The 22,833-nt window shown below is 65.4% G+C and carries 23 protein-coding genes; 11 read left to right on the top strand and 12 right to left on the bottom strand.

The genetic code is table 11. The features are described 5' to 3' along the window. Positions 1 to 111: 111 nt before the first annotated feature. The 3 genes from ACSKB9_RS23445 to ACSKB9_RS23435 all read left to right on the top strand — a co-directional run bounded on the left by ACSKB9_RS23445 (position 112) and on the right by ACSKB9_RS23435 (position 2,082). A complete protein-coding gene (locus tag ACSKB9_RS23445; RefSeq protein ID WP_438076065.1) occupies positions 112 to 510 on the top strand; it encodes a metallopeptidase family protein in 399 nt (132 codons plus the stop codon). A gap of 87 nt (positions 511 to 597) precedes the next feature. Then, positions 598 to 1,200 carry a 3-isopropylmalate dehydratase small subunit gene (leuD, locus tag ACSKB9_RS23440; protein ID WP_057020954.1) on the top strand — a complete coding sequence of 201 codons (603 nt, stop codon included), beginning with the start codon at positions 598 to 600 and terminating at the stop codon, positions 1,198 to 1,200. A gap of 93 nt (positions 1,201 to 1,293) precedes the next feature. After that, on the top strand, positions 1,294 to 2,082 hold the full coding sequence (locus ACSKB9_RS23435; RefSeq protein ID WP_283066486.1) for a hypothetical protein: 789 nt from the start codon (positions 1,294 to 1,296) through the stop codon (positions 2,080 to 2,082). A gap of 172 nt (positions 2,083 to 2,254) precedes the next feature. Here the strand turns inward: ACSKB9_RS23435 and ACSKB9_RS23430 are convergent, their stop codons facing one another. After that, positions 2,255 to 3,133, bottom strand: coding sequence for an HpcH/HpaI aldolase/citrate lyase family protein (locus tag ACSKB9_RS23430; protein ID WP_438076062.1), 879 nt, complete (start codon positions 3,131 to 3,133; stop codon positions 2,255 to 2,257). A 143-nt stretch (positions 3,134 to 3,276) separates the two neighbouring features. On the opposite strand from ACSKB9_RS23430, the gene ACSKB9_RS23425 reads away from it, so the two are divergent. Beyond that, a complete protein-coding gene (locus tag ACSKB9_RS23425) occupies positions 3,277 to 3,933 on the top strand; it encodes a carbonic anhydrase (protein ID WP_168858194.1) in 657 nt (218 codons plus the stop codon). A 1-nt stretch (position 3,934) separates the two neighbouring features. Here the strand turns inward: ACSKB9_RS23425 and ACSKB9_RS23420 are convergent, their stop codons facing one another. Beyond that, positions 3,935 to 4,495 (bottom strand): TIGR00645 family protein, encoded by a 561-nt coding sequence (locus ACSKB9_RS23420; RefSeq protein WP_092086973.1) that lies wholly within the window; start codon positions 4,493 to 4,495, stop codon positions 3,935 to 3,937. A 90-nt stretch (positions 4,496 to 4,585) separates the two neighbouring features. Next, positions 4,586 to 5,620 (bottom strand): aspartate-semialdehyde dehydrogenase, encoded by a 1,035-nt coding sequence (locus ACSKB9_RS23415; protein WP_028337877.1) that lies wholly within the window; start codon positions 5,618 to 5,620, stop codon positions 4,586 to 4,588. 116 nt (positions 5,621 to 5,736) lie between these two features. Here ACSKB9_RS23415 and ACSKB9_RS23410 point away from each other — a divergent pair, with 116 nt between their 5' ends. After that, positions 5,737 to 6,531, top strand: a complete 795-nt coding sequence (locus tag ACSKB9_RS23410) for a hypothetical protein (protein WP_438076059.1) — start codon at positions 5,737 to 5,739, stop codon at positions 6,529 to 6,531. Positions 6,532 to 6,707: 176 nt separating this feature from the next. Beyond that, entirely contained in the window at positions 6,708 to 7,106 is a 399-nt protein-coding gene (locus ACSKB9_RS23405; RefSeq protein WP_438076057.1) for a hypothetical protein, read from the top strand. A gap of 176 nt (positions 7,107 to 7,282) precedes the next feature. Here the strand turns inward: ACSKB9_RS23405 and leuB are convergent, their stop codons facing one another. Then, positions 7,283 to 8,395, bottom strand: coding sequence for a 3-isopropylmalate dehydrogenase (leuB, locus tag ACSKB9_RS23400; protein ID WP_438076055.1), 1,113 nt, complete (start codon positions 8,393 to 8,395; stop codon positions 7,283 to 7,285). A 261-nt stretch (positions 8,396 to 8,656) separates the two neighbouring features. Between leuB and ACSKB9_RS23395 the strand changes: the two genes are divergently transcribed. Next, positions 8,657 to 9,520, top strand: coding sequence for an EamA family transporter (locus ACSKB9_RS23395; RefSeq protein WP_438076053.1), 864 nt, complete (start codon positions 8,657 to 8,659; stop codon positions 9,518 to 9,520). A gap of 89 nt (positions 9,521 to 9,609) precedes the next feature. After that, positions 9,610 to 10,818, top strand: coding sequence for a YbfB/YjiJ family MFS transporter (locus ACSKB9_RS23390; RefSeq protein ID WP_438076051.1), 1,209 nt, complete (start codon positions 9,610 to 9,612; stop codon positions 10,816 to 10,818). Between the two features lie 95 nt (positions 10,819 to 10,913). Here the strand turns inward: ACSKB9_RS23390 and ACSKB9_RS23385 are convergent, their stop codons facing one another. From ACSKB9_RS23385 to ACSKB9_RS23375, 3 genes are all read right to left on the bottom strand, one after another. Next, positions 10,914 to 11,699, bottom strand: coding sequence for a molybdopterin-binding protein (locus ACSKB9_RS23385; protein WP_438076049.1), 786 nt, complete (start codon positions 11,697 to 11,699; stop codon positions 10,914 to 10,916). Between the two features lie 10 nt (positions 11,700 to 11,709). Then, complete coding sequence (locus ACSKB9_RS23380; RefSeq protein WP_028337884.1) at positions 11,710 to 12,342, bottom strand: cytochrome b/b6 domain-containing protein; 633 nt, start codon at positions 12,340 to 12,342, stop codon at positions 11,710 to 11,712. A gap of 181 nt (positions 12,343 to 12,523) precedes the next feature. After that, positions 12,524 to 13,078, bottom strand: a complete 555-nt coding sequence (locus ACSKB9_RS23375) for a fasciclin domain-containing protein (protein ID WP_057020966.1) — start codon at positions 13,076 to 13,078, stop codon at positions 12,524 to 12,526. 326 nt (positions 13,079 to 13,404) lie between these two features. On the opposite strand from ACSKB9_RS23375, the gene ACSKB9_RS23370 reads away from it, so the two are divergent. Beyond that, positions 13,405 to 14,805 (top strand): MFS transporter, encoded by a 1,401-nt coding sequence (locus tag ACSKB9_RS23370; protein ID WP_172646127.1) that lies wholly within the window; start codon positions 13,405 to 13,407, stop codon positions 14,803 to 14,805. 358 nt (positions 14,806 to 15,163) lie between these two features. On the opposite strand, the gene ACSKB9_RS23365 is transcribed toward ACSKB9_RS23370, so the two are convergent. Beyond that, on the bottom strand, positions 15,164 to 16,198 hold the full coding sequence (locus tag ACSKB9_RS23365; RefSeq protein ID WP_438075667.1) for an IS110 family transposase: 1,035 nt from the start codon (positions 16,196 to 16,198) through the stop codon (positions 15,164 to 15,166). 174 nt (positions 16,199 to 16,372) lie between these two features. After that, on the bottom strand, positions 16,373 to 17,572 hold the full coding sequence (locus tag ACSKB9_RS23360) for an MFS transporter (RefSeq protein ID WP_438076046.1): 1,200 nt from the start codon (positions 17,570 to 17,572) through the stop codon (positions 16,373 to 16,375). Between the two features lie 171 nt (positions 17,573 to 17,743). On the opposite strand from ACSKB9_RS23360, the gene gcvA reads away from it, so the two are divergent. After that, positions 17,744 to 18,655, top strand: coding sequence for a transcriptional regulator GcvA (gcvA, locus tag ACSKB9_RS23355; RefSeq protein ID WP_438076044.1), 912 nt, complete (start codon positions 17,744 to 17,746; stop codon positions 18,653 to 18,655). A 13-nt stretch (positions 18,656 to 18,668) separates the two neighbouring features. Here gcvA and rimM read toward each other — a convergent pair whose 3' ends face one another. From rimM to ffh, 3 genes are all read right to left on the bottom strand, one after another. Continuing rightward, positions 18,669 to 19,190 (bottom strand): ribosome maturation factor RimM, encoded by a 522-nt coding sequence (rimM, locus tag ACSKB9_RS23350; RefSeq protein ID WP_438076042.1) that lies wholly within the window; start codon positions 19,188 to 19,190, stop codon positions 18,669 to 18,671. A 17-nt stretch (positions 19,191 to 19,207) separates the two neighbouring features. Then, positions 19,208 to 19,540 carry a 30S ribosomal protein S16 gene (gene rpsP, locus ACSKB9_RS23345; protein ID WP_016847621.1) on the bottom strand — a complete coding sequence of 111 codons (333 nt, stop codon included), beginning with the start codon at positions 19,538 to 19,540 and terminating at the stop codon, positions 19,208 to 19,210. A gap of 85 nt (positions 19,541 to 19,625) precedes the next feature. Continuing rightward, positions 19,626 to 21,173, bottom strand: a complete 1,548-nt coding sequence (gene ffh / locus ACSKB9_RS23340) for a signal recognition particle protein (protein WP_018269389.1) — start codon at positions 21,171 to 21,173, stop codon at positions 19,626 to 19,628. Positions 21,174 to 21,598: 425 nt separating this feature from the next. On the opposite strand from ffh, the gene ACSKB9_RS23335 reads away from it, so the two are divergent. Continuing rightward, a complete protein-coding gene (locus ACSKB9_RS23335) occupies positions 21,599 to 22,663 on the top strand; it encodes an MBL fold metallo-hydrolase (RefSeq protein ID WP_438076039.1) in 1,065 nt (354 codons plus the stop codon). Positions 22,664 to 22,833: the final 170 nt, after the last annotated feature.

Genomic DNA, 22,833 nt, shown 5'->3' with positions numbered 1-22,833 from the left:
CCCACCCAAGCTCGATTCTTGAGCCCCATTCGTGGGCGGCACGGTCTCCCATTGCGCCGCCAAGGTCAACTGCGCTGGCGCCGCCGATAGCACTCGCGCTAAAGGAGTGTCATGTGGACCACAGAAAAAGCCCCCTCGCTGGCCGAGATGGAGGCCATGGCGCACGAGGTTTTCGAGCGCCTGCCCAAGACGTTCCGGGCCCTCTGCCAGGGCCTGATCATCCGCGTCGACGACTTTCCGACCGACGAGGTGCTCGACGAGATGCAGGCCGAGAGCGAGTTCGACCTGCTCGGCCTGTTTCAGGGCATCGGCCTGCCGCAGCAGAGCCATAGCGATGTGGCCCGACTGCCCAACCTGGTCTGGCTGTACCGCCGGCCGATCCTGGATTACTGGGCGGAGCACGACGAGACCCTCGGCCACATCGTTCGCCACGTGCTGATCCATGAGATCGGGCACCATTTCGGCCTCTCCGACGCCGATATGGAGGCGATTGAGGCCGATGCGGGCTAGCCCTGCAGAAATGGCCCTTTTACCGCTGTCACATTCGCGATAAACATCCGGCCGATATCCGCTATTTTTTGCCCGGGAAGAGCACCGATGGACAAGTTCACCACGCTGGAAGGCGTCGCGGCGCCGCTGAAGATCATCAATGTCGACACCGACATGATCATTCCGAAGCAATACCTCAAGACCATCAAGCGCACCGGCCTTGGCAAGGGGCTTTTCTCCGAGCAGCGCTACAAGGATGACGGCAGCGAGAACCCCGATTTCGTCCTCAACCAGCCCGCCTATCGCAATGCGAAGGTGCTGGTCGCCGGCGACAATTTCGGCTGCGGCTCGAGCCGCGAGCACGCGCCCTGGGCGCTGCTCGACTTCGGCATCCGCTGCGTGATCTCGACCTCGTTCGGTGACATCTTCTACAACAACTGCTTCAAGAACGGCATCCTGCCGATCCGCGTGTCGCAGGAGGACCTCGACAAGCTGTTCGACGACGCCGAGCGCGGCGCCAACGCGACGCTGACCATCGACCTCCCCAACCAGGAGATCCGCGGTCCCGACGGCGGCAAGGTCAAGTTCGAGATCGACCCGTTCCGCAAGCACTGCCTGATCAACGGCCTCGACGACATCGGCCTGACGATGGAAAAGAAATCGTCGATCGACAGCTACGAGACGAAGCTCAAGGAACGCGCCTGGGCTTGAGGCTCAGCGCATCATCGTGCCCCGGTGCCGTCAGGCGCCGGGGCTTTTCTTTGCCGAATTCGCTCGCCGCAAACCCGCTGATAGCTGACGCGCATGCTGCCTGACATCGTCACCTTCTGGCACGGCTCGATGGACGCGCTGCGCCAGACCTGCCTGCGCTCGCAGGCGGCGGCGGGGCACAAGGTCACCGTCTACAGTTTCGATCCGATTCCCGGCCTGCCCGACGGTATCGGCAACGCCGAAGCCGAAGCCGTGCTGCCGCATTCGTTCGCGGAGAAGCTGCGCCCGGCGGAGCCCGACGGCTCGTGGCGCGACTGGACCATGCTGCAGTTCAGCGACTTCTTCCGCATGCGGCTGATGGCGCGGCGCGCCGGTCTCTGGCTCGACGCTGACGTGCTGCTGCTGAAGGGCGTCGAGCTCGATCCGGCCAAGCCCTATTTTGCCTGGGAGCGGCCGCGGCAGCTCGGCAACTCCGTGCTGTATCTGCCGCCCGACGATCCGATCGTGCGCGCCTTCGATGCGCTGATGCAGCAGGACGAGCTGATCCCGGACTGGCTGGCGCTGCGCCATCGCCTGACCTTCGCGATGCGCCGGCTGCGCGGCAAGTCCAATCGCCTCGCCGACATCCGTGTCGCGATCTACGGCCCGGCGGCGCTCACCGCGCTGGCGCGCCGCGCAGGCGAATTGCAGCACGCGCTGCCGAAGCGATCATTCTACGCCGTGCATGCCGAGCCGAAGCTGTTCTTCGAGCCGTCGGATTTTTCGCGCTACCTGAACGATCCCGGCATCATCGGCCTGCACATCTCGCCGAAAGGGCGCGGCAAGGAGGCGCCGATCCCGGGCAGCCTCTACGCGTGGGCGGCGGAGAGGTTTGGAGCGTAACGCAAACACCGCTGCACCCTCTCCCCTTGTGGGAGAGGGTGGCTTCGCGAAGCGAAGCCGGGTGAGGGGTTCTCTTCCACGGGAGAATCCCGGAAGCGGAGACAACCCCTCATCCGGCGCTTCGCGCCACCTTCTCCCACAGGGGGGAGGAGAAGGAAGACGCTTCGCTGGGCTAATGCCCCATCGCGGCGATCGCATCGGCGATCGCGATCGTGCGCCTGGCCATCTCGGCGTGCAGGCGCTCGACCATGCGGCCGTCGAGCTGGATCGCGCCGCGCGAGGCGTTCTCCGGCTTCTCGAAGGCGGCAATGATCTTGCGCGCCTCGGCGACCTCGGCCTCGGGCGGCGTGAAGATCGCGTTGCAGGCATCGATGTGGCTCGGATGGATCAGCGTCTTGCCATCGAAGCCGAGATCGCGGCCCTGCGCGCATTCCTCCGCGAAGCCGTCGACATTGCTGATGTCGCTGTAGGGCCCGTCGAGGATCTCGAGCCCGTGCGCGCGGGTCGCCAGGATGCAATGCGTGATCATCGGAATCATTGCCGCGCGGCCCGGCTTCATCCGGATCCGGGTTTCGCGCGCAATGTCGTTCGGCCCGAACACGAAGCCGGCGAGCCGGGTTTCGGAATCCTTCGATGCCGCAGCCAGCTTGTCGGCGTCGAGCACAGCGCGCGCGGTCTCGATCATTGCCCAGACCCGGATCGAGGCAGGCGCATTGATGTCGCTGAGGCGATCGGCGACGGCGTTGAGATCGTCGACGGTCGAGATCTTGGGAACCAGGATCCCGTCCGGCTGCGACTTGCCGGCCATGCCGATGTCGTCGACCCACCAAGGCGTGTCGAGCGCGTTGATGCGGATCAGCACCTCGCGCTTGCCAAAGCCCTTGGCCGCGACCGCCGTGGCGATCTGCTCCCGCGCCGTGGGCTTGGCGTCAGGGGCGACCGAATCCTCAAGGTCGAGGATAATGCCGTCCGCCGGCAGCGTCCGGGCCTTTTCCAGCGCCCGTGCATTCGATCCCGGCATGAACAACAAGCTGCGGCGCGGACGGGTCATCGACATTCTCCTGGGGGCTCGGGCTCCGCCGGTGTCCATTGTTTGGGCATCGGGCGGGAACCATTCTTCAACGCTGCCCTATCATCTCAGGCCACACGCCGAAAGTCTTGTTCCCGTTACCCGCATGTGGTTAGCCAGAGGCTATGAAATTCTTTCCGAAGCAGTTGATCGACGGCTACCGGACGTTCGCGACCCAGCGGCTGCCGACCGAGCAGTCGCGCTACCAGGACCTCTCGGAGCGCGGCCAGTTTCCCGAGACCATGGTGATCGGCTGCTGCGACTCCCGCGTCTCGCCGGAAGTGATCTTCGACGCCGGCCCCGGCGAGTTGTTCGTGGTCCGCAACATCGCCAATCTGGTTCCGGTCTATCAGCCCGACAGCAACGCCCACGGCGTCTCGGCCGCGCTGGAATATGCCGTGACCGTTTTGAAGGTGAAGAACATCGTGGTGCTGGGCCACGCGCAGTGCGGCGGCATCCGCGCCTTCGTCGACAAGATCAAGCCGCTCACGCCCGGCGACTTCATCGGCAAATGGATGCAGATGTTCATCAAGCCCGGCGAAATCGTCGAGCAACGCGAGCATGAGACCATGCAGGATTTCGTCGTCCGCATCGAGAAGGCCGCGGTGTTCCGCTCGCTGGAGAACCTGATGACCTTCCCGTTCGTGCGCGAACGCGTCGAGAGCGGCGAGATGCAGCTGCACGGTGCCTATTTCGGCGTCGCCGAGGGCTCGCTGTTCGTGCTCGACCGGGTCGCGAAGGAATTCATCAGCGTCCGCGACGAGCTGAAATCAGACCAGTAATCTACTCGTTGCCGTGATGGCCGCTGCCCCAGCGGTCGGAGATCGCGAGCATGAAGGACGACACCACGAATACCAGGTGCACGCCGACCAGCCAGGCGAGCTTGCTGGGGTCGAACGCGGTATCGAGGTTCATGAACGCCTTCAGCACCTGAATCGCCGAGATCGCGACGATCGACGCCAGCAGTTTTTGCTTCAGGCCGCCGAAATCGACCTTGGTCATCCAGTCCGGCCAATCCGGATGCCCTTCCGGATCGATCTTCGAGACGAAGTTCTCGTAGCCCGAGAACACCACGATCAGGATCAGATTGCCGGTCAGCGAGATGTCGATCAGCGCCAGCACGCCCAGAATGATGTCGGATTCCTTGGCATCCGGCACATGCAGGATGAAGTGCCACAGCTCCATGCAGAACTTGAACAGCAACGCCGCGAGGCTGATGACGAGGCCGAAATAGAACGGCGCCATCAGCCAGCGGCTGTTGAACAGCAGGTTCTCGAAACGGCGTTCAACGCGCTTCAGCGTCGGATTGGGCCGATAGGTCGCCGGTTGTTCCGCTTCCGCCATGCCACGCGCTTCCTGACGCCGTATTCCCGCGCTCGCCGCTAAAGCATGATCTTTTCGGAAAACCGCTTCGCACTTTTCCGGATCATGCTGCTACGCCGCCTTCTGCTTGGCGGTGATCAGCTTGCGGTTGATCAGGACTTCGGCGATCTGCACGGCATTGAGCGCCGCGCCCTTGCGCAGGTTGTCCGACACGCACCAGAACGACAGGCCGTTCTCCACCGTCGCGTCCTCGCGGATGCGGCTGATATAGGTCGCGTCTTCGCCGGCCGCCTCATAGGGCGTGACGTAGCCGCCCGGCTCGTGCTTGTCGATCACGAGGCAGCCCGGCGCGCGGCGCAGGATGTCGCGCGCCTCGTCCGGCGTGATCGGATTGGCGAACTCGACATTGACGGCTTCGGAGTGACCGACGAAGACCGGCACGCGTACGCAGGTGGCGGCGAGCTTGATCTTCGGATCGAGGATCTTCTTGGTCTCCGCCATCATCTTCCACTCTTCCTTGGTGTAGCCGTCTTCCATGAAGACGTCGATCTGAGGAATGACGTTGAAGGCGATGCGCTTCGGAAACTTCTTATTGACCAGCTCGTCATTGGTGTAGACGGCCTTGGTCTGCGAGAACAATTCGTCCATCGCGTCCTTGCCGGCGCCCGACACCGATTGATAGGTCGAAACCACGACGCGCGTGATCGTCGCCTTGTCGTGCAGCGGCTTCAGCGCGACCACGAGCTGCGCGGTCGAGCAGTTCGGGTTGGCGATGATGTTCTTCTTGGTGAAGCCGGCGGTCGCATCCGCGTTCACTTCGGGCACGATCAGCGGCACGTCGGGGTCCATGCGCCAGGCCGAGGAGTTGTCGATCACGACCGCGCCGGCGGCGCCGATCTTGGGCGACCATTCCTTGGAGACCGAGCCACCGGCCGACATCAGGCAGATGTCGATGTCGGAGAAGTCATAGTGCTCGAGCGCCTTCACCTTCAGCGTGCGGTCGCCATAGGAGACCTCGATGCCGACGCTGCGGCGCGAGGCCAGCACGACGACCTCGTCGGCGGGGAATTTGCGCTCGTCGAGAATGTTGAGCATCTCGCGCCCGACATTGCCGGTCGCTCCGACCACCGCGACTTTGTAACCCATCGTTCACTCTCCGACGAAAAATGCCCGTTCCCCCGCAAGCTGCGGAAAGGGAAGAGGCAGCGCTTCTATGCGAGAAACCCCGTCAAGACAACGTTGCGTAGCTTTTGAGCGTTTTGATGCGTTTATTTCGGGCCGATCCGGCCGCGCCCCATCATACGAGAATTCCGTCAGCACTGACGAGCTTCGTCGACGAGGTGTACGCCACGCTCTCCCGGCTATTCGCCTATGTCGCCGTGCTCGCGCTGTTCGTTGTCCTCGGCAACTATCTATGGAAGCAACTGCCCGACGCAACGGCGATGGCGGCCCCTGCCGCCGCAGGCTGGAGCCCGGCCGGCCGCACGGCGCCGGCCTTTGCCGTGAGCCGGCTCGATCTGCGAGATAGAACAGAGACTTACGAGATCCTCCGGCACTCCGAGGGCGGCCGCAAGGACGTCTTCCGCTGGGCCGATGCCAACGGTGCAGCGGTCGCCGAGCTGGAAATCTACCGCCCCGGCGGCGAGACCATGGGGCCTGCGGTCACCGAGATCGCCGGGCGGCTCGCCCCTGGCGGCGTCCGCGAGCTCGAGGCTGCCGGCATCATCGACAGCAAGTTCGGCAGCGTCACCCTGCTGCGCCCGGCGCGGCAGGACGGCGGCCGGGCCTGCCTCGGCTTCCTCAAGCAGGCCGACGCGCCTGACCTTCGGATCTCCGGCTGGACCTGCCAGGGCACCAGCCTGCCGGCGCGGCGCGCCGCGATCGTCTGCATGCTGAACCGCCTGACCCTGCTGGCCGCGGGCAACGATCCGCGGCTCGCCGCCCTGTTCGCTCATGCCGAGCTCAAGCGCACCGACTGCGTTACCTCCGGCGCGCCCGCCCTGTCGGCCGACTGGGTCATGGGCAGCGAGAACCCGCGCCTGCGCGGCGCGCTTTGATGGCGAGACCGTGGCAAGGCACTGGTTTTCATGAAACTTTTGCGCTTGGACACGCATTATCTCGGCCGGTGTGGCGCAATTGACCTAGTGACGGCCTCCCCACCATGGCTACAATGTGTTCTGAGTGATTTTGGCGGACGCGCCAGCCCCGACGGGGCCGTAATGACGAGGATGCGATGACCTTGAAATTCCCTGCCGCGAACAAGCTCGTGGTGTTGCTTGCCGCGGCTGCCGTCACCGCAACCGCGTTCGGCATGACCGCGGCCAGCGCGCAGAGCCCGAGCAAGCAGCAGGAGCAGTACGACCGCGACGGCCGCCGCTACTACGGCGCGCAGGGTCCGAACCGGGTCTATCAGCAGGGTCCGCGCACCCGCGTTTACGTCACCACGCGCTCGTGGCTCGACGCCGGCACCGAAGTGCTGCCGGGCGACCGCAAGTTCAACGACTACGCCTACCCGCCGGAGATCGGTTATCCCTCGTTCGCGCGCGAGAACAACAACCGCCCGATCGATCGCCAGCCGCTCAGCCCGCCGGCCGACCTCGGCGGCTATCCGCGGAATTTCCCGCTGTACTGAGAATTTCGGCGAGCAGCCGATACGAAAATGCCCGGCCCTGGCCGGGCATTTTTGTTTTTGGTGCTGTCATTCCGGGGCATCGCGCAGCGATGAACCCGGAATCTCGAGATTCTCAGGTGCGCAAGCGCGCACCATAGTTCGATGCTACGCATCGCCCCGGAATGACGGCGCGAGCGTCACGCGTGCAGCTTCTGCAATTCCTTCAGGATCGCCTCGCCCATCTGGCTCGTGCTGGCCGGCGTGGTGCCTTCCGACTTGATGTCGGCGGTGCGCAGGCCCGAGGCGAGCACCGCTGCGATCGCGGCATCGACCTTGTCGGCGAGCTCACCCATGTCGAACGAATAGCGCAGCGCCATGCCAAACGACGAGATCATCGCGATCGGATTGGCGAGGCCTCGGCCTGCGATGTCGGGCGCCGAGCCGTGCACCGGCTCGAACAGCGAGCGCCGCTTCTTCGTCTTCGAGTCGACTTCGCCGAGCGAGGCCGACGGCAGCATGCCCAGCGAGCCGGTCAGCATCGCCGCGATGTCGGACAGCATGTCGCCGAACAGATTGTCGGTCACGATGACGTCGAACTGCTTCGGCGCCTTGACGAGGTTCATGCCGCCGGAATCGGCGAGCTGGTGCTCCAGCGTGACGTCCTTGTATTCGCGCGCATGGACCTGGGTCATGACCTCGTTCCAGAGCACGCCCGACTTCATGACGTTGCGCTTCTCCATCGACGTCACCTTGTTGCGGCGCTTGCGCGCCAGGTCGAAGGCGACGCGGCCGATGCGCTCGATCTCGTAGGTGTCGTAGACCTGGGTGTCGATCGCGCGCTTCTGGCCGTTGCCGAGATCGGTGATGGTCTTCGGCTCGCCGAAATAGACGCCGCCGGTGAGCTCGCGCACGATCATGATGTCGAGGCCCTCGACCACGTCGCGCTTCAGGCTCGAGGCCTCGGCGAGCGCCGGGTAGCACACCGCCGGACGCAGATTGGCGAACAGGCCGAGATCCTTGCGCAGCCGCAGCAGGCCCGCCTCGGGACGAACCTCATAGGGCACGCTGTCCCACTTCGGGCCGCCGACCGCACCGAAGATCACGGCGTCCGCCGCCGTCGCCTTGGCCATGTCGCCCTCGGAGATCGACACCTTGTGGGCGTCATAAGCGGAGCCGCCGACCAGGCCCTGCTCGGTCTCGAACTTCGCGATGCCCTGCGCATTCAGCCAGTCGATCAGGCGCTGCACCTCGGCCATCACTTCGGGGCCGATGCCGTCGCCGGGGAGAAGCAGCAGTTTATGGGTCGCCATGGTGTTACCTCGAGCTAATCGTTGTTGTCATTGCCGGGCAAGAGCGCGAAGCGCGTCCTCGCACAGATGACCCGGCAATCCATCCCGCTTCGAAAGGCCTCTGAAGATGGATGGATGCCCGGGTCGAGCCCGGGCATGACGAGCGGGGAAATCCGGCCGGAGTGCTAAAACGCCGGAGCCGGATTGGCAAGGCACCCCGGATCGGCCCAGAATGGTCCCAACGGGCAACCCGCGCCTTCAGAAGCCAACAAGACGGATCCCATGACCGCAGCCATCGTCTACGCCTTCGCCTCGGCGATTTTCCTCGGCGCCGGGGTGGTGCTGGCGCAGCTTGGCCTGCGCACGATCGAGCCGCTGTCGGGCGCCGCGATCAGCGTGCCCTCTTTCACCCTGTTGTTCCTGGGGCTGTCGCCACTGATCCTGCATGGCGAGCCGGTGGTCTGGCGGGCCCTGCCGATCTTCATGGCGATCGGGCTGTTCTTCCCGGCCTCGCTGACGCTCCTGACCTTTGCGTCGAACCGGGCGCTGGGGCCGGTCATCACCTCGACGCTCGGCAATCTGGCACCGCTGTTTGCGGTCACCGCCGCCGTGGTGCTGCTGCACGAGCCGTTGCTGCCGCAGCAGCTCATCGGCCTCGTCGTCGCGGTCGCGGGCGCCGCCATCATCACCGTGACGAGGCCGCGCGACCTCGGCCATTGGCGCAGCTGGGCGCTGCTGCTGCCGCTCGCGGGCGCACTGGTGCGCGGCATCGTGCCGCCGATCGCCAAGCTCGGCCTTGCGATCTGGCCGAGCCCGCTATGGGCCTGCCTGGTCGGCTACGTCATGTCCTCGCTGGTGGTGCTGACCGTGCAACGGGTCCGCAAGGGCAGCTTCTTGGTGCAGGCGCCGCGCGAGGGCCGATTCTGGTTCGCGCTGACCGGGATCAGCAACGGGCTCAGCGCGCTCAGCCTGTTCGCCGCGGTCCGCAACGGCCCGATCACGCTGGTGGCGCCGCTCGCCGCGATCTATCCGCTGGTCACCGTGGCGATGAGCGCTGTCATGCTCAAGCATGTCGAGATCACGGCGCGGATCGTCGGCGGAACCCTGCTGACCGTGGTCGGCGTCGCGCTGGTCCTGATCGCCTGATTGCCTGATACGCAAGACAGTGTTGCCGGCATCGGCGCTGGGCAGCGCCGGCGCGGCCTGTCACAATGGCCGCATTGCCGGAGTGAATTGTGAGAGCCCCCGCCCCGTCCTACCCGCATCCCGCGCGGCTGATCCTTATTCTGTCGCTTGCACCGACGGTCGGTCTCGGCATCGGCCGGTTTGCCTATTCGCTGGTGCTGCCCGACATGCGCGACTCGCTGGCCTGGTCCTATTCGGCCGCCGGCTTCATGAACACGATCAACGCCGCCGGCTATCTGGTCGGCGCGCTGCTCGCCTCACGCCTGATTGAACGCTTCGGACTTGCCGCGTCCGTGCGCTGGTCGACGCTGGCCTGCGCGCTGTCGCTGGCGCTTTGCGCCCTCTCGGGCAATTTCGCGGTGCTGAGCTTTGCCCGCCTGCTGGTCGGCTTCGCCGCCGCGATCGGCTTTGTCGGCGGCGGCGCGCTTGCGGCGACCATCGCGCAATCGCGACCCGAACGCGCGAACTTCCTGCTCAGCCTGTTCTATGCCGGGCCGGGCGTCGGCATCCTCGCATCGGGCTTGATCGCGCCCTTCGTGCTGCAGGGCTTCGGCGCCGGCTCGTGGTGGATCGTGTGGTGGGCGATGACGCTGCTTTCCGCGATCATGACCGTGCCGCTGATGCTGGCGCCGCTCCACGCCAACGCCGCCGCCGGCGGCATCTTGCGGACCCAATTCGCTGTCATGCCGGTCCTGATCTACCTCGCCGCCTACTTCCTGTTCGGCGCCGGTTACATCGCCTACATGACTTTCATGATCGCCTATGTCCGGGACGGCGGCGGCGGCGCAGCTGCACAGAGCGCGTTCTGGAGCCTGATCGGCGTCAGCGCATTCGTGACGCCCTGGGTCTGGGGGCGGGTGCTGGCGCTCGACCGCGGCGGGCTCGCCACCACCATCATCCTCGGCGTCAACGCGCTCGGCGCCAGCCTGCCGATCTTCGGGCATTCGCCGCTGCTGCTGGCGATCTCGGCGCTGGTGTTCGGCGTCGCGTTCTTCGCCGTGGTCGGCTCGACCACCGCCTTCGTGCGTTTCAACTACCCGCCGCAATCCTGGCCGACCGCAATCGCGGCGATGACCATCGCGTTCGGCATCGGCCAGACGCTCGGACCGATCGTGGTCGGCGCCATCACCGACGCGGTCGGCAGCCTGTCATTTGCGTTGAACGTCTCGGCCGCGATGCTCGCGCTCGGCGCGCTGCTGTCGGCGTTTCAAAGGAAGGTCCCCTCCCAGCGTCGTCCCGGCGAAGGCCGGGACCCATAACCACAAGCGGTTGCGATGGAAGGGAGCGTCTCCCCTCGTACCTATTCCCGCGGCCGCGGGGTATGGGTCCCGGCCTTCGCCGGGACGACAGCGAGTTAACTTCCGCTGAACGAATTGTAGCCCTGGTCTTCCCAGTAGCCGCCCTTGTAGTCGTTGGTGACTTCCATCGAGAGCACGTATTTCGGGTTCTTGAAGCCGAGCTTGGTCGGCACCCGGATCTTCATCGGGAAACCGTAGGCGCGCGGCAGGATCTCGTCGGCGAATTTGAACGTCATCTGGGTCTGCGGGTGCAGCGCCGAGCGCATGTCGAGCGGCGAGTTGTAGCCGTCCTTGTCGGCGCACTGGAACCAGACGATCTTGGCACGCGTGTCGGCGCCGACCAGCTTGAGGAAATCGCGCAAGGGCGTACCGGTCCAGCTGCCGATCGCGCTCCAGCCCTCGACGCAGATGTGGCGCGTCACCTGCTTGACCTGTGGCAGCTTGTACAATTCGTCGAGCGTCCAAGACTTCTTGTTCTCGACCAGCCCGCGCACCTCGAGCTTCCAGTCCGCTGCCGCAATCTCCGGCGCGTCGTCGAGATCGTAATAGGCGTTGAACGGGAACGGCTTGGTGATCATGCTCTCGGGGAAGGTCGGCGCCAGCGCATCCGGATTGAACATCCAGGCCTGCACCGCATCGTTGAACTTCGAGACCTGCTTCAGCATTTCCTCGGCCGACGACGAATCGACCACATCGCAGCCGGTGAGCAGCGTCAGCGCGCCGAGGCTGGTGCCCGCCGTGATGAAGCGACGGCGCGTCAGCTCCGGCATCGTCTTCACTGCATCGCGAACGAGCAGCTTCTTGTCGACACCGGGGATCAGGAGCTTGCGGAGACGACCCATGACTACCTCCCTAGCGTCCGATGATCATGGCGCGCAGGCTCTTCGGCACCAGCAGCGCGAGCGCGACATGGATCACCAGGAAGGCGACGATCAGCGCCATGCAGGTGAAGTGAACATAGCGGGCGAAATCGTAGCCGCCGAACAGCGACACCAGCCAGTGCAACTGCACCGGCTTCCACATCGACAGGCCGGACAGCACGATGACGACGCCGACAACAATGATGCCGGCATAGAGCAGCTTCTGCACCGAATTGTATTTGCTGAGATCGTCATGCGACAGCTTGAAGGTCAGCGCCGCCTTGGTATCGGCAATCACGCCGCCGGGGGTGATCGGCAGCAGCTTCTTGCGGAAGCGGCCGGTGGCGAAACCCAGCGCCAGATAGACCAGGCCGTTGACCATCAACAGCCACATCGCGGCGAAATGCCAGAGCAGCGCACCGCCGAGCCAGCCGCCGAGCGTGATGCTCCGCGAGAAGGTGAAGCCAAATAGCGGCGAGGCGTTGTAGATCTGCCAGCCGGACATGATCATCAGGATCATCGCGAAGGCGTTGATCCAGTGCACCATGCGCACCCAGACCGGCTGGATCGCCTTCGCGGGCGTCGCGGTCTCTGCCTGGTGGTCGCTGACGGCAAGGCTCGTCATGGGATGTCTCTGCTCGTGGTCGTTACCGGGTTATACGCCCGGAACCGGCGTTCCGTTACGGGGGCAGGCATTATCAGTTTGATATAGGCTGCTTCACATGGTCACAAAAATGCGAGCCGGGGCGAGGCGCCGGCTCGCTATGTCGCGGGTCCTTTGAGGGACTAAATCAGGCCGCCAGGTGTTACGTCGCCGGCATCAGCACGGTGTCGACCACATGGATGACGCCGTTCGACTGGTTGACGTTGGAGATCGTCACCATCGAGCTGCCGCCCTTGGCATCGACGATCCAGACCTTGCCGTCCTGCTTCTTGACGGTCAGTTCCTCGCCCTCGGCGGTCTTCAGCTTTTTGCCGTCGGTGAGGTCGGAGGCCTCGAGCTTGCCCGGCACCACATGGTAAGTGAGGATCTTGGTCAGCGTCGCCTTGTTCTCGGGCTTGACGAGGGTGTCGACGGTTCCGGCCGGCAGCTTGCCGAACGCGGCATTGGTCGGCGCGAACACCGTGAACGGGCCCTTGCCTTCCAGCGTGCCGACCAGGCCCGCGGCCTTCACCGCGGCGACGAGCGTGGTGTGATCCTTCGAGTTGACGGCGTTCTGCACGATGTTCTTCGACGGGAACATCGCGGCGCCGCCGACCATCACGGTCTTTTCCTCGGCACGGACCGGCGCCACGACAGTGGCGGTGATCGCAAGCGCGCTGAAGGCGGCGGCGGCGAGATAGGCAATACGCTTCGACATGGTTTCATCTCCCGATGAGTAGGCCGACCGGCGAGGCTTCGCCGGCGTTGAAGGGGCAACAACGGCGCGCGCTGGTTGATGAGTGCGTCGTCGTTGGCCGAGCTACGGCAGGTTTTGCCGATGGTTTCCGGAAATAATTCTTTGTGATTGTTGAAACCGGCCGACGCGCGCTGCGTACACGCGACACCTCGCGCAGCCCGCCAGGCATTCCATTCAGCGGAATGGACGCGTGCGCTGCCGCGAGCAATTTGCTTGCCGCAGTCAGCTGATTGGTTCAGCTTGAGGTTGCGGCACGGCTTCGCAGAAAGCGGCCGCGGGGAGGCATCATGAGCAGCATCACGGCTGACGGCCACGCCGCACCTGCGGTGAACGATGCAAGCATCGACATCGGTCCGCTCGAGCAGAAGCACCTGCAATACGCCAACTACCGCGCGGTCGCGGACACAACCGAGATCACGAAAACGCATTGGCACATCGCCACCGCCAACGCGCTCGGCTGGGGCTTTGACGGCATGGACGGCGTGATCTTCGCGCTGATCTCGCCGATGGTGATCAAGGAATTTTCGCTGAGCCTGCCGGAATACCGCTCCGGCATGCAGATCGCGCTGTTCGTCGGCATCGCGGGGCTTTACTTCTGGCCATGGCTCGCCGACCGCTACGGTCGCCGCACGCTGCTCGCCGTCAATATCGCGCTGTTCTCGCTCCTGATGCCGGTCGCGGCGATGTCGCCGACCTTCGCGGTGTTCGTGATCGCGCGCTCGCTGTTGTTCTTCGCGCTGAACGGCGAATGGTCGCTCGGCTCGATGCTGGTGGCGGAGACCTGGCCGGCCCGGCTGCGCGGCCGCGTCATCAGCATCACCCGCTCGGCCTGGTGCCTCGGCGCCACGCTTGCCGGTGCGATCACCGGGCTCGTGGCCGCCAATTTCGGCTGGCGCATCGCGGTCATGGTGCCCGGCGTGATCGCGCTGCTCGCGATCTATATCCGCTCCACCTGCCCGGAATCGCCCTATTGGGTGCGCGCGCAGGACCGGAAGCGACGCATCTCGGAGACGCTGGCGCGCGGCGGCACGGTCAGCGCCGAGGACAGCGCCTGGTTCGGCAAGGCCAAGTCGGTCGGCATCCGCCAGGTGTTCATGCCCGACGTGCTGCCCGCCACGCTTGTTGCGCTGTTCGTCGCCTGCGCCTCGACCTGCATCTACGGCACGGTCGGCGCCTGGATGCCGCTGTATCTGTCGACCGAGAAGCACTGGTCGACCGCCGAGTACAGCCTGTTCTACGTGTTCTACGGGCTCTGCGGCTTCCTTGGACTGTGCGTGGTGGGCTGGCTGATCGACAAGATCGGCCGCCGCCGCACCTTCATCATCACCCTGATCGAGGGTGCGATCTTCATGACGCTCTGGGTCTATTCCGAGGACCGCGTGCTGCTATGGGCATTCGGGCTCGCCTGGTGTCTCGGCTTCCTCGGCTTCTGGGGACCGAGCACGACGCTGACCGCGGAGATCTTCCCGACCCGCATCCGCGGCGCCGCCAACGGCGTGGTCTGGGCGATCGCCTATTTCGTCGGCTTCGTGCTGTTTCCCTTCGTCTCGATCGCGCTTCAGCAGCACACCGGCTCGTTCGCGCTGTCGTTCCTCTGCATCCCGGTGCTGATGATCGCGATGGCGATCGGCGTGTTCCTGTTCGTGCCGGAGCATACCGGGAAAGAGCTGAACGAGATCATCGAGTGAGTCGCGCGGGACTCCGTCGTTTGTAGCCCGGATCAAGCGCAGCGAGATCCGGAACCAGCCTCTCCGCGGGCAGACCGTCGGATTACGCTTCGCTCCATCCGGGCTTCTGTAACGGGCCTTGGTTAGTCAATCCCTTTTTGCGTGATCCAGTCGCCGGGCACTTGCTTCTGTACGGGATCGGCGCGGTGGCCGTCGCCTGATGGGGTGCATTTGAGGAGCCGGCCGGCCAATCTACGGAAGCGTGGTTGTGAGCCACTTCCCGGATGGCGGCCTGACCGGATCCATCGTCCCGGCTAGGGACCTCGCTCGGGGAGAGCCTGGTGTCGTGGCCCGCCCAGAACCGATCGATACTCCTTGCTTAGCTTGCCATGGCGTTGACCGTCGGATTGAACGGTCGAGCGTCGGCGAGCATGCGATGCAGGATCACGGCGAGTTTGCGCGCGAGCGCTACCTTGGCCTTGCGCATGCCTGCGCGCCTGGCGATCCGCATCGCCCAGCTCTTCAATGCCGAGCAATTCTTGACCGGCTTGGTCAGCATGACGTGAGCCGCCTGGTAGAGCGCCTCGCGCACGGACGCATCCCCGATCTTGCTGATGCGGCCGGTGTAATCGGTCTCGCCGGATTGGTACTTCTTCGGGGTGAGCCCAAAGTGGGCTCCCGTGGCCTTCGAGGAGCGAAAGCGCTGCGGGTCGTCGACCGCCGAAGCATAGGTGAGCGCCACGATCGGGCCCACCGACGGCGTCGTCATCAGGAGCCTCGCTTGCGGATGCGTCCTGGCGAGCTTCTGGGTGTGCTTGTCCAGGCTGTTGAACTCGCGCAGCAGCACGGCATGGGCCTGGAGCAGCGCCGCCGCGACCAACTCCAGTCCGGGATGGCCGGTCACGAGCTCGCGGATGCGTCCGGCGAACGTGCGCTCGGTTGTCGCACCGACCTTCAGGCCAAAACCGCGGAGCACGCCGCGCAGGCTGTTCTCGACATCGCGAAGCTTGGATTGCAGCAGCTTGCGCGCCGTCAGGATGGCGCGGGTCTCCTGCGCCGCGACCGACTTGCAGTGCACCGGTCGGAACCAGCCGAGCCGCATCAACTGCGCGATCCGGCGGGCATCGTTGCGATCCGTCTTCACTGGCATCGACTTGAAGGCTTCGCGAACGTGCCGCGTTTCCAGCAGCTCGACCGCAAACCCTGCGTCCCGGATCGCTGCGTAAAGCCATTGTGACAGCGGGCCTGCCTCCAGCCCGATCCGTTCCAGTACCAGACCCAGCGACCGGAACCAGGCGATCAGCGCCTCCGGCTCGCTCGCAACCTTCGTCTCGCGCAAAATCTTGCCTGTCCCATCGACAAGGCAAACGCTCGAGCATTCCAAAGACACATCAATTCCTGCATAGTGGTACATGGTCGTCCCTCGATGATGCTTGGAGCGGGCTTGCCCGACTCCGTTTCGACACCATCAGTTTGAGGGACGACCGCCTTCCAACCAACAGGCCGCTCGCGAGCGCGCTTCCAAATTGCGCCGTAGCGAGCGGGCGGCCGGCCCGTTACCCCATCTACGGGCTAACCCACGTTATGGTCACGCCGCCTTCGGATCGTCAACGAGATGTCGCGCGAGGGCCACCGCGAGCGGACAGATCGCGAGCGCCGTGAACGCGGTCGCAGCGGTGGCGAGCGACGGGCCGAGCGCGTCGCCAAGCAGGCCGTAGATAACAGGCGCGACGGCGCCCGATCCGATGGTGCCCGTGTAGAACAGCGCGAAGGCGCGCTCGGTCTGGTGTGCCGGCGTGAGCTCGGGCACTGTGCCGTAGAGCACCGAGGAGGTGCCGTTGAGCATCACGCCGAGCAGCGGCAGCAGCACGATGGCCGGCGCCAGCGGCAACACCAGCACGGCCACGATCAGCGCCGCCGTACCACCTTCGGTGATCAGCACCGTGCGCAGCGTCCCGACCCGCGCGCCGAGCCATCCGCAGGTGAATTTTCCCGCCGCGCCGCCGATGAAGACCAGCGCCAGCGCAAGGCCGTTGGTCGGCAGCGAGGCGCCCTTGTCGCGCAACAGGAACGGCAGGAAGGTGAGAAAGCCCATCCTGACCGCGGTGTCGAGAATTCCGATCGCGAGCAGCCAGTGAAAGCCGCGGCCTGTGCTGGCGCCGCGCGATGCTGATGCCGCCTTGTGCTCGGCGCCCTTGCCGACGGCCGGCATCCAGAGCGCAATGCAGACCGCGACGAGCAAGCCTGCGAGAGCGAGCACGAGCAGCGCGTGCCGCCACGACATGATCACCAGCAGGATCGAGGTCAGGGCCGGGATCGCCGCCTTGCCGAGATCGCCCGAGAAATTGTAGATGCCGAGCGGCCCGCGCGCCGCCGCGCCATAGGCACGCGACACCGCGGCGGATGCGATCGGATGCTGCGTGCTCGAGCCCGCGCCGGAGAGCGCGAGCGCCAGGCCGAGGCCAATGACACCGCCGGAGAATCCAGCAAACGCGTAGCCGAGCGCCGACAGCGCCGTGCCCGCGATCAGGATGATCTTGCCGTCGATCCGCTCCGCGATGCGCCCGACCGGAATCTGCAGCCCGGCCATGGCGCCGGCATAGAGCCCGCGCAGCAGCGCCAGCAGCCCGTAGCTCAGCGCAAATTCGGCCTGCCAGATCGGCAGCAGCACGTAGATGACGTCGGTGTAGCCGTCGTGGAGGGCATGGTTGAGCCCGGTCACGGTCAGGGTGCGGGTTGACCGGGCACGGTCGGGCCGCGTCGCACCGGTTTCAGCCGACACGCTCATTGCCGCCCTCCAGTGCAAGAAAATCTAAAGCTTGGACTGGCGAGCATCAGGAGGGGACCTCAGAAAAGAAAGCTATGCAAGTAGCTTGCATGGCAGTATGCGCCGCCAAAGCGCTTGTCACAAATCAGTAATAATCGGATCATGCGTTAGAAAATCTTGTATCGAGGGATCATGTTCGTCCCACGCCGCAGCCTGCCGCCGCTCAATGCGGTGCGTGCCTTCGAGGCCGCCGCACGGCTCGGCAGCTTCAAGGAAGCCGCCGCCGAGCTCAGCGTGACCCATGGCGCGGTCAGTCAGCAGATCCGACTGCTCGAGGAATGGCTGGGCGCGCCGTCGCTGTTTCGGCGATCAGTGCGGCGCGTGGTGCTGACGCCGGCAGGCGCGGCATTGCTGGCGGAGTTCGCGCCCGCGCTCGACCGGATTTCCGCCGCCGTGCAGCAGCATCGCGAGCGGCGCGGCGATCTGGCGGTCGCGGTGTTGCGCGTCAATGCGCTCGCGACCTTCAGCCTGCGCTGGCTGCTGCCGCGGATGAGCCGGTTTCGCGCCGAGCATCCCGATATCGAGGTGCGCCTGAGCACGTCGAACGATCCGGTGGATGCGCTGCCTGAATCATTCGACGTCGTGATCCGCGGTGGCCCCGACACCTTTCACGGCTTCTCGTCGCGCTTCCTGGTGTCGGAGCGGAGATTGCCGGTGTGCAGTCCGTCGCTATTGGCGCAGCTGCGGCTCAATGAGATCGCGGACCTCTCCAGGCACACGCTGCTGCATGTCACGTCGATGCCGCGGCTGTGGCGCGACTGGCTCACCGAGGCCGGGCAATCCACGCTGGAGCCGGCGGCCGCGCTGACCTTCGATCACTTCTATCTGACGATCCAGGCCGCGCTCGATGGTCTCGGCGTCGCGATGGGACCGACCGCGCTGATCGCGGACGATCTCGCGGCCGGGCGCCTGGTGGCGCCGTTTCCGGATGTCAGCCTGCCGGCGCGGAGCTACTTCGCTTACTTCCCGGCGGGGCGCAGCAACGATCCGCACAGCGCGGTGTTCTGCGACTGGCTCGAGCAGCAGGGCCGGATGACGGGCTGAAAATTATTCTTGATCAGGCGGCCGACGGATCGTCGCCGTCGATTTCCTTGGGCAGGTCGATCACCACGCGGCCGCCATCGAGATCGACAGTCGGCACCACGGCATTGGTGAACGGCAGCAGCATCGTCGCGCCCTGCGGCGGGGCGATCTCGATGATGTCGCCGGCGCCGAAATTATGGATCGCGATCACCTTGCCGAGCGGCTGCTCCGTCGTCGTCACCGCGGCGAGCCCGATCAAATCGGTGTGGTAGTATTCGCCGTCGTCGGTGTCCGGCAGCCGGTTGCGCGGAACGTAGAGCTCGAGACCGTTGAGCCGTTCGGCATCATCGCGGCTGGCGACGCCCTTCAGCGTCACCACCAGATGGTCCTTGGCCTCACGCACATGCGTGACCTCGAACTGGCGCGTGCCGTCCCTGGTCATCAGCGGACCGTAGTCCTTCACGGCCAGCGGATCTTCGGTGAAGGTCCAAAGCCTGACGGCGCCGCGCACGCCATGCGCAGCGCCGATACGGGCGACACAGACCGGTGCAGCCACCGTGGTCGCCGTTCAGCTTAAGCCTTGGCGGCGGCTTCGGCCTGCGCCTTGCGCTCCTTGCGCGGCACGGCCTTTTCCGGGTTGTTGCGCGGCGCGCGCTTCTTGACGCCGGCGGCGTCGAGGAAGCGGGTCACGCGATCCGACGGCTGCGCGCCCTTGGCGAGCCAGGCCTTCACCTTGTCCATGTCGAGCTTCAGGCGCGACTCGTTGTCCTTCGGCAGCAGCGGGTTGAAGTGGCCGAGACGCTCGATGAAGCGGCCATCGCGCGGGAAGCGCGAGTCGGCGACGACGACGTGATAGACCGGACGCTTCTTGGTGCCTGCGCGAGCGAGGCGGATAACAACGGACATTCAGTTCTCCTTCAAAGGTCGATGTGTTCGATTGATTGGCATTCCGCGTCGCGCCGGCCGTATGCGAGCCGTCGCGACGAATTCCTCATTTCTTCTTGCCCGGGAAACCGCCGAGGCCCGGCAGCATCGGCTTGCCGGAAAGGCCGGTCAGGCCCGGCACGTTCGGCAGGCCGCCGCGCAGCCCGGCCGGCAAATCCTTCGGCAGATTGGGCAGGCCGCCGCCGGCGCCGCCCTGCATCTTCTCGGCGAGCGCCTTCATCTCCTCGGCCGAGGGCGGCTTCATGCCACCGCCAAATCCCATCGCCTGCGCGATGCCGGCGAGCGGGCCGCGCTTGCCGCTGCCCATGGCCTTCATCATGTCGGCCATGTTCCGGTGCATCTTCAAGAGCTTGTTGACGTGCTCCACGCTCTGGCCGGCGCCCGCCGCGATGCGCTTCTTGCGGCTCGCCTTCAAGATGTCCGGGTTCTTGCGTTCCTGCCGCGTCATCGAATCGATGATCGCGACCTGGCGCTTCAGGATCTTGTCGTCGATGCCGGCCGCCGCGATCTGGTTCTTCATCTTGGAGATGCCGGGCATCATGCCCATCAGGCCGCCGATGCCGCCCATATTGGCCATCTGCTGCAGCTGCTCGCGCATGTCGTTGAGATCGAACTGACCCTTGCGCATGCGTTCGGCGGTGCGCGCGGCTTTCTCGGCGTCGATGTTGGCGGCGGCCTTCTCGACCAGCGAGACCACGTCGCCCATGCCGAGGATGCGGCCGGCGATGCGGTTCGGATGGAAGTCTTCCAGCGCGTCGGTCTTTTCGCCGGTGCCGATCAGCTTGATCGGCTTGCCGGTGACGGCGCGCATCGACAGCGCCGCGCCGCCGCGGCCGTCGCCGTCGACGCGCGTCAGCACGATGCCGGTGAGGCCGACGCGCTCGTCGAACGAGCGCGCGAGGTTGACCGCGTCCTGGCCGGTGAGGCTATCCGCGACCAGCAGCACTTCGTGCGGGTTGGCGGCGGCTTTGATCTCGGCCGCCTCCTTCATCATGTCTTCGTCGAGCGTGGTGCGGCCGGCGGTGTCGAGCAGCACGACGTCGTAGCCGCCGAGCTTGCCGGCCTCCAACGCGCGCCTTGCGATCTGCGGCGGCATCTGGCCGGCGACGATCGGCAGCGTCGGAATGTCGAGGTCGCGGCCGAGCACCGCGAGCTGTTCCATCGCCGCCGGGCGGTAGACGTCGAGCGAGGCCATCAGCACCTTGCGCTTGTCGCGCTGGACCATGCGGCGCGCGAGCTTTGCGGTGGTGGTGGTCTTACCGGAGCCTTGCAGACCGACCATCATGATCGGCACCGGCGGCACGGAGTTGATATCGATGGTCTGGCCGTCGGAGCCGAGCGTGGCGACGAGCTCGTCATGGACGATCTTCACCACCATCTGGCCCGGCGTCACCGACTTGACGACGGTGGCGCCGATCGCCTGCTCGCGGACCCGGTCGATGAAGCTACGGACCACCTCGAGCGCGACGTCGGCCTCGAGCAGCGCGCGGCGCACCTCGCGCATTGCGGCATCGACGTCCTTTTCGGTCAGCGCACCGCGCCCCGTCAGACGATCGAGAATGCCACCAAGCCGTTCCGACAGATTGTCGAACAATGCCGTTGTCCTCTTTACCTCTCCCCGTCTGCGGGGAGAGGTCGCCACGCACTTGCGCGGCGGGTGAGGGGGTACAGGGCTATCCACACGCACAGTGCGCGGAGAGAGCCCCTCACCCCGACCCTCTCCCCGCAAGAGCGGGGCGAGGGAGAAGGAAATCCAAACACTTTCGCGCCCGAGGGCGCATCGCGCTGTCGGGCGTTGGCCTCTGGCCTCCAGGACCAGTCGGCGGGTCGAAAAGACGGAGCTTTCCGAGAAAGTGGCCGCGTTAAACGCCGCCGGGGCGGCAAAGTCAAGGAAAGTTTCGCTGAAATCCGCTCAGCTTGGACAGTAAGGTACTGAAATCACGTCGATTTGCCCTATTGGTTCCGAATTTGCCGCTGCCACCCATATAACCGGAGCCTGCCTCCTATTCCGGAACCCGCGTGCTGATCACCCGCCGCCGCCTTCTTGCAACCTTGACCGGAGCCGCCGCCGCAATCGGCGTGCCCTCGATCTGGATGACTACCATGAAAACCTACGACGGCCCCGTCTCCGATCATTTCGACGGCCTGCACTTCTTCGATCGGGACGGCTCGCCGCCGAAATCGCTTGGTGAGGTGCTGCGCTGGCAGTTCGGGGGCGGCCGGAAGCGCGCGGTCTGGCCGGAATGGGCGCCGAGCCCCCATGCCGATACGCCGCCGCCCCGCGTCGAGGGCGACAAGGTGCGGCTCTGCTTTGTCGGCCATGCCAGCTGGCTGATCCAGACCGCGGGCCTCAACATCCTGTTCGATCCGGTGTGGTCCATGCGTGCCTCGCCGTTCGGCTTCGCCGGGCCGAAGCGGCACAACGATCCCGGCATCGCATTCGATAAACTGCCCAGGATTGATGTCGTGCTGGTGTCGCACGGCCACTACGACCATCTCGACGTCGCGACGCTGTCGAAACTTGCGGGGGCATTTGGTCCTCGCGTGATCACACCGCTCGGCAACGACGTCACGATGCGCGCATCCGATGCCGCGATCAAAGCCGAGGCCTTCGACTGGCATCAGCGCGTCGAGCTCGGCAATGGCCTTGCCGCGACACTGGTGCCGACGCGGCACTGGTCCGCGCGCGGCCTGTTCGATCGCAACAAGGCGCTGTGGGCGAGTTTTGTTTTGGAGACGCCGGCCGGCAAGCTCTACATCGTCGGCGATTCCGGCTACGGCGACGGGGGACATTTCCGCCGGGTGGCCGAGGCGCATGGACCGTTGCGGCTCGCGATCCTGCCGATCGGCGCCTATGAGCCGCGCTGGTTCATGCGCGACCAGCACATGAACCCGGAGGATGCGGTGAAGGCGCTGGCCGATTGTGGCGCCACCCAGGCGCTGGCGCATCACCACGGCACATTCCAGTTGACCGACGAGGCGATCGACGCGCCCGCGATCGCGCTTGGCGAAGCGCTCGACGCAGCGAGCGTGCCGCCCGAGAAGTTTCTGACGCTGAAGCCCGGGCAGGTGTTCGAGATTTAGAGCGATAAGTAGCCCGGATGAAGCGCAGCGTAATTCGGGAAAGTCCATCCGCGGAGAAGTCGGCCCCGGATTGCGCTGCGCTTCATCCGGGCTACGATTTCACCTCCCCTTGAAAGGGGCAGGTCGCTTTGCTCGTCAGAGCAAAGCGGGTGGGGATCTGCTCCCTCCAC

The organism is Bradyrhizobium sp. BR 1433 (genome assembly GCF_051547665.1).
GTDB classification, from domain to species: domain Bacteria; phylum Pseudomonadota; class Alphaproteobacteria; order Rhizobiales; family Xanthobacteraceae; genus Bradyrhizobium; species Bradyrhizobium australafricanum.
The sequence above is the reverse complement of the archived record's forward strand: the minus strand, read 5'-3'. Positions and strand labels throughout refer to the sequence as shown.